Origin of the sequence: Pseudonocardia sp. Ae505_Ps2, assembly GCF_001932425.1 — a bacterium.
GTDB lineage: Bacteria > Actinomycetota > Actinomycetes > Mycobacteriales > Pseudonocardiaceae > Pseudonocardia.
In genome coordinates this window covers 131428-135752 of record NZ_MCIP01000002.1, presented here as the reverse complement: position 1 = coordinate 135752, position 4325 = coordinate 131428, and the positions used below count along the sequence as shown (strand labels likewise).

Annotated in this window: 8 protein-coding genes and 2 pseudogenes; 7 read left to right on the top strand and 3 right to left on the bottom strand. The window is 69.3% G+C overall.

Annotated elements, in window-relative coordinates:
* The first annotated feature begins 462 nt into the window (after positions 1-462).
* From Ae505Ps2_RS28990 to Ae505Ps2_RS32270, 5 genes are all read left to right on the top strand, one after another.
* Entirely contained in the window at positions 463-744 is a 282-nt protein-coding gene (locus tag Ae505Ps2_RS28990) for a hypothetical protein (RefSeq protein WP_075313147.1), read from the top strand.
* A 157-nt stretch (positions 745-901) separates the two neighbouring features.
* Positions 902-1096: a hypothetical protein gene (locus tag Ae505Ps2_RS28985; protein WP_139320277.1), complete on the top strand. Its 195-nt coding sequence runs from the start codon at positions 902-904 to the stop codon at positions 1094-1096.
* A gap of 52 nt (positions 1097-1148) precedes the next feature.
* Positions 1149-1358 carry a type II toxin-antitoxin system HicA family toxin gene (locus tag Ae505Ps2_RS28980; protein ID WP_060715088.1) on the top strand — a complete coding sequence of 70 codons (210 nt, stop codon included), beginning with the start codon at positions 1149-1151 and terminating at the stop codon, positions 1356-1358.
* Positions 1355-1738: a hypothetical protein gene (locus tag Ae505Ps2_RS28975; protein WP_075313145.1), complete on the top strand. Its 384-nt coding sequence runs from the start codon at positions 1355-1357 to the stop codon at positions 1736-1738. Before Ae505Ps2_RS28980 ends, Ae505Ps2_RS28975 begins: the two co-directional genes overlap by 4 nt.
* A gap of 21 nt (positions 1739-1759) precedes the next feature.
* Entirely contained in the window at positions 1760-1936 is a 177-nt protein-coding gene (locus Ae505Ps2_RS32270) for a hypothetical protein (protein WP_158071633.1), read from the top strand.
* Positions 1937-2036: 100 nt separating this feature from the next.
* Here the strand turns inward: Ae505Ps2_RS32270 and Ae505Ps2_RS28970 are convergent, their stop codons facing one another.
* Positions 2037-2309, bottom strand: a complete 273-nt coding sequence (locus tag Ae505Ps2_RS28970) for a hypothetical protein (RefSeq protein ID WP_075313143.1) — start codon at positions 2307-2309, stop codon at positions 2037-2039.
* A 161-nt stretch (positions 2310-2470) separates the two neighbouring features.
* Here Ae505Ps2_RS28970 and Ae505Ps2_RS28965 point away from each other — a divergent pair.
* Positions 2471-2725 (top strand): annotated as a pseudogene (locus Ae505Ps2_RS28965) (leucine zipper domain-containing protein); the annotation flags it as partial.
* A gap of 21 nt (positions 2726-2746) precedes the next feature.
* On the opposite strand, the gene Ae505Ps2_RS28960 reads toward Ae505Ps2_RS28965, so the two are convergent.
* The gene (locus Ae505Ps2_RS28960; RefSeq protein WP_075554355.1) at positions 2747-3631 is read right to left on the bottom strand and encodes an IS3 family transposase; all 885 of its coding nucleotides are present in this window, start codon (positions 3629-3631) and stop codon (positions 2747-2749) included.
* Positions 3628-3915 carry a transposase gene (locus Ae505Ps2_RS32870; RefSeq protein ID WP_075554354.1) on the bottom strand — a complete coding sequence of 96 codons (288 nt, stop codon included), beginning with the start codon at positions 3913-3915 and terminating at the stop codon, positions 3628-3630. Before Ae505Ps2_RS32870 ends, Ae505Ps2_RS28960 begins: the two co-directional genes overlap by 4 nt.
* Before the next feature lie 65 nt (positions 3916-3980).
* Between Ae505Ps2_RS32870 and Ae505Ps2_RS28950 the strand changes: the two are divergent.
* Positions 3981-4325: pseudogene (locus tag Ae505Ps2_RS28950) on the top strand (IS481 family transposase); the annotation flags it as partial.

The following is a 4325-nucleotide window of genomic DNA, read 5'->3' as shown; positions in this document are numbered from 1 at the left end:
CGCAGCTGCGCTCGTACTACTCCACACCGAGTACGACCGCACGACATGATCAACCCGCTACTGAGAACACCTCACTGAACCAGTAACTCGTCGAGCCGCTGCCGCGAGCCGCCGTCCGCGCTATCTGAAACACTGAGAACAATCAACCAAAAATTCGGTCGCTAACCGTCCGTACACCACGCCCGTATCGCGGATTAATTATCCGAACCGCAGGACTGAGCGGTTCGGAAAGTTCGATTCTGACGACCCCAGGGCTGGTGCAGAGGACGTGTCCGGCGGGGCGTGCGGCGGGCCCGAGCCGGAGAGTTCGGCCGCACTGGGACGCAAGGTCACGCGCAGCGCCGGGAGCGCCCGCGGTGGACGCCCCCGGCTGTGCGGTTCGGCGCGAGGCTCGACCGTGCACCGCACCCTGGCCGGACGCCCGGTGGCGGCGTCGCTACTCGCTGAGCCACGATCGGGGGCGTGGACCTGACGCCTCTCCAGCGGAACACGCTGCACCGCCTCGTCGACGGCGGGCAGGGCCCGGAGTCGCAGCCGCGGACGGCGCTGCGGTGGCTGCGCCGGTACGGACTCGTGGACGCGGACGGCTTCCCCACCGACGAGGGGCGGGCGTACCTCGCGGAGCTGCACCGGCAGCGGCGTCGGCGGATGGATGAGCACGAGGCGGAGCACCGGCGGCGGCAGGCTGACCCGCTGTCGGGGATGCGGGACGCGATCCGGCGGTGGAAGGCCGGCGAGCGGTGACCGCTGACGGGCCGTCCGCGGAGGAGCTGACCGACGCGGCGGTGGCGCGGATCCAGGCGGTGTGCGACGCGGAGCGGATGCGGTACGAGGAGGTCGTCGCCCGCGACCCGTCGGTGAAGGCTGCGATGGAGGGCCGGTACGCCGATGAGCTGGGGGCGTGTGTGTGCGCGCGGTGCGGGACGCCTACCTGGCGGAGGGGATCTCCCGGGAGCGCGCGGCGCAGGCGTCCGAGTCGTGGCTGATGATCAAGTCCGGGGTGCGCGGGGACCTCGCGTTCGCCGACGAGATCCTCGCGGACTTCGCGTCCGGGAAGCTCCGGCGCGGCGGGTCGGGGCTCGGCGCGCAGCCGTAGTTGTCCACCCGGGGTGGACAGCCCTGTACGCGGGGGGCGTACACTCGGTGGTGTGGTCCCGTCCATGAAGCTCCGCGACGTCGAGCGGGCCCTCCTAGCTCACGACTGCCGCGTGCTGTCCGAGGCTGGACCGCACACCAAGTGGGGCTGCCCCTGCGGCGCCCACACCACGCCGGTCCCCCGGCACCGCACCATCTCGCCCGGGGTGGTGCGCAGCATCGGCAAGCGCATGGCGTGCCTGCCGGAAGGGTGGTTGCAGTGAGGTACTTCGTGACCGCGCGCCGGTGGGAGCGCGGATGGGAACTCCACATCGCCGACGAGCACGGCGCCGAGGTCGGGGTGACGCAGTCCCGCACCCTGGGCGGGGCGGAGGCGATGGTGCGGGACTATCTCGCGCTCGACGACCGCGACGCAGCCGCGCCGGTCGAGATCCGGCCGGTGTTCGACTCCGCGGTGCAGGAGCGCATCACCGCGTCCCGTGCCCGGACGCGGGCCGCGCAGCTGGAGCAGGAGGCCGCGGCGAAGGAGTCCCGCGCCGCTGTCGCGCTGCTCGACGACCTCGGGCTGTCCGGGACGGAGATCGCCCGCGTCCTGCAGCTGTCCCGCTCCCGGGTGTCGGACCTGCGAAAGGCGTCCCGGTGACGGGGGGAGAGGATGGCCGGCGTGAGTGATGAGACCGCGCCGCAAGATGTCCCGACCGTGCGGACCGGGGCGGCCGCGCTGGGCGACCGGCTCGCGATGCACTTCGAGGCCGGGCGGGTTCGCCTCGACGGTGTCCGGGTGACCGATCTGGACACCCCGGCGCCGGAGGGCACTCGGATCGTCATCGCCGGGAGCTGACGACGTCCGTCCCGGTTACACCCCGGGACGGCCGCACGGCCCGCCCCCGTTAGTGCCGGGGGCGGGCCGTCGTCGTCTGGGGCGGCGCGGTCGGTCGTGGTCAGTACCGCAGGTTGTAGAGCGACCAGCTGGTCTCCTGGCTCTGGGTCGGGTTCCCGTTGGAGATGCAGCGGTACTCAGAGGTGTCGGGCCTGCCCCGGTAGGCAGCGATCGCCTCCTCGCACGCACCCCTGTTCGCGTAGGTCGCGACGTAGCTCCAGGTTGGGGACTGGGCAGGGGCAATGGGAGCTGCGGCGGCGACCCCGGCACCGACCGACGTCAGCGTGGCGACCCCGAGTGCGAGGCCGATCATCGTGGACCTGAGAACCCGCATGGTCCTACTCCTCCTGCTTGGTGATCTTGGACCTGACGAAGGTTAGGTGTGATGTGCAGGGAGGTTGTACTGCCCGGGATCGGTGATTCTGTCTGACAGACGAAGGCCTCCGGTTGTGAAGTGGAGCTGTCGAGGAACCGCTTCACCCACCGGAGGCCTTCGTGTCCCACGCTAACGCCGCCCTGACCCCGCGCGCCCGGCTGCGGCTCGCTCAACTCGTCGTCGATCACGGCTGGACCCACACCGCCGCGGCGAAGATGTTCATGGTCTCTCCACGGACAGCGTCGAAATGGTCCGACCGCTACCGGGCCGAGGGGCCGGCCGGGATGGTCGACCGCAGCTCACGGCCGCAGCTCTCGCCGAGCAGGACCAGTGCTCGTGTGGTTCGGCAGATCGTGGGTCTGCGCTGGAGTGTTCCCGATTTCTTTGACGCCGGTTTAGGCTGCCAAGTCGGTTATTTTCCTGAATCCTAGCTCGTATTCGGTGGGTGTCAAGTATCCGAGGGTGGAGTGCCGTCTGCGACGGTTGTAGTAGCTCTCGATCCACGCGAATGTCTGCTGTCGGACCTCGGTGATGTCGTTCCATGGCCGGGTGTGGATGAGTTCTTTCTTGTAGCTGGCGAAGAACGACTCGGCGACGGCGTTGTCGAAGCAGGTGGCGCGTCGGCCCATCGATCGGGCCACATTGTTGGCGGCGCAGAAGTCGGTGAGCTCCCGGCTCGTGTATTGCGTCCCGCGGTCGCTGTGCATGATCACTCCGGCTGGTGGGCGGCGGGTGAGCAGGGCGGCGGCGAGGGCCTCGGTGATCAGGTTGGTGCGCAGGTGGTCGGCCACGGCGTAGCCGACGACCTTGCGGGAGTGCAGGTCGATCACGGTGGCGAGGTAGGCCCAGCCGTCGACCGTCTGGATGTAGGTGATGTCGCCGCACCAGCGGGTGTCGGGAGCCTCGGCGGTGAAGTCACGCCCGATCAGGTCCGGGGCGTCGATCGGGCGTAGACCTGCGACGGTCGTCTTGCGCCAGGTGTGAGGGTGGCGGCCTTGCAGGCCGGCGGCGCGCATGAGCCGCCAGACCCGCTTGCGGGCGGTCCGGTGGCCGCGAGCGACCAGCTCGGCCCACACCCGGCGCACGCCGGGGTCACCGCGCAGGTCGTGGTGGATCTCTCGGATCGTGTCGGTGAGCTCGGCGTCGGTGCGTTCCCGCTGGCTGGGTCCGGTCTTGAGCCACCGGTAGTAGCCCTGTCGGGCCACGCCGAGCTGGGCGCACATGAACGTGACCGGATACTCGCCCTCGGTTGCCCAGTCCGCGATCGCCGCGTATTTCACGGCTGTTCTTTCGCGAACCAGGTCGCTACTTTTTTTGCGAAGTCCCGCTCCATTCGCAGGGTCGTGTTCTCCTTGCGGAGCCGTTCCAGCTCGGCCCGCTCCGGTTCGGACAGGTCCGTGTCCGGGACCTGCCCGGATTCGCGTGCTTTCTTCACCCACTTGCCTAACGTCATCTCGTGGACGCCGATACTCTTCGCTATCTCGGCGATTGTTCGGCCGGAATCGAGGACAAGACTGACGGCCTGGTCCTTATACTCCTGGGTGAAATGGCGGCGTGTCGCCACGCGATCCCCTCCGCTGCGATCAGCGGCAGTCTACGACCGGTGTCTACAAGATCGGGAACGGTCCACGCTGGCGGCACCGGCTGGGCCCGGTCCAGATCGCCGGGCGGCTCGGTATGGCCGCCTCGACCGTGCACGCGGTCCTGGTGCGCTGCCGGATCAACCGGCTCTCCCACATCGACCGGGTCACCGGCGAACCGCTGCGCCGCTACGAGCACCCCCATCCCGGCTCGCTGATCCACGTCGACGTCACCAAGTTCGCCAACATCCCCGACGGCGGGGGCTGGCGTTACCTGGGAAGACAGCAAGGCCTCCGCAACCAGGCGGCCACCGCACGACGCACCGGTCAACGAGGCAAGTACTACCGCCCGGCGATCGGGACCACCTACGTCCACACCGTGATCGATGACCAC

What these genes read in the sequence shown, in the direction of transcription:
- Ae505Ps2_RS28970 (WP_075313143.1), bottom strand. Translation starts at nt 2,309, where the DNA reads ATGCGGGTTCTCAGGTCCACGATGATCGGCCTCGCACTCGGGGTCGCC.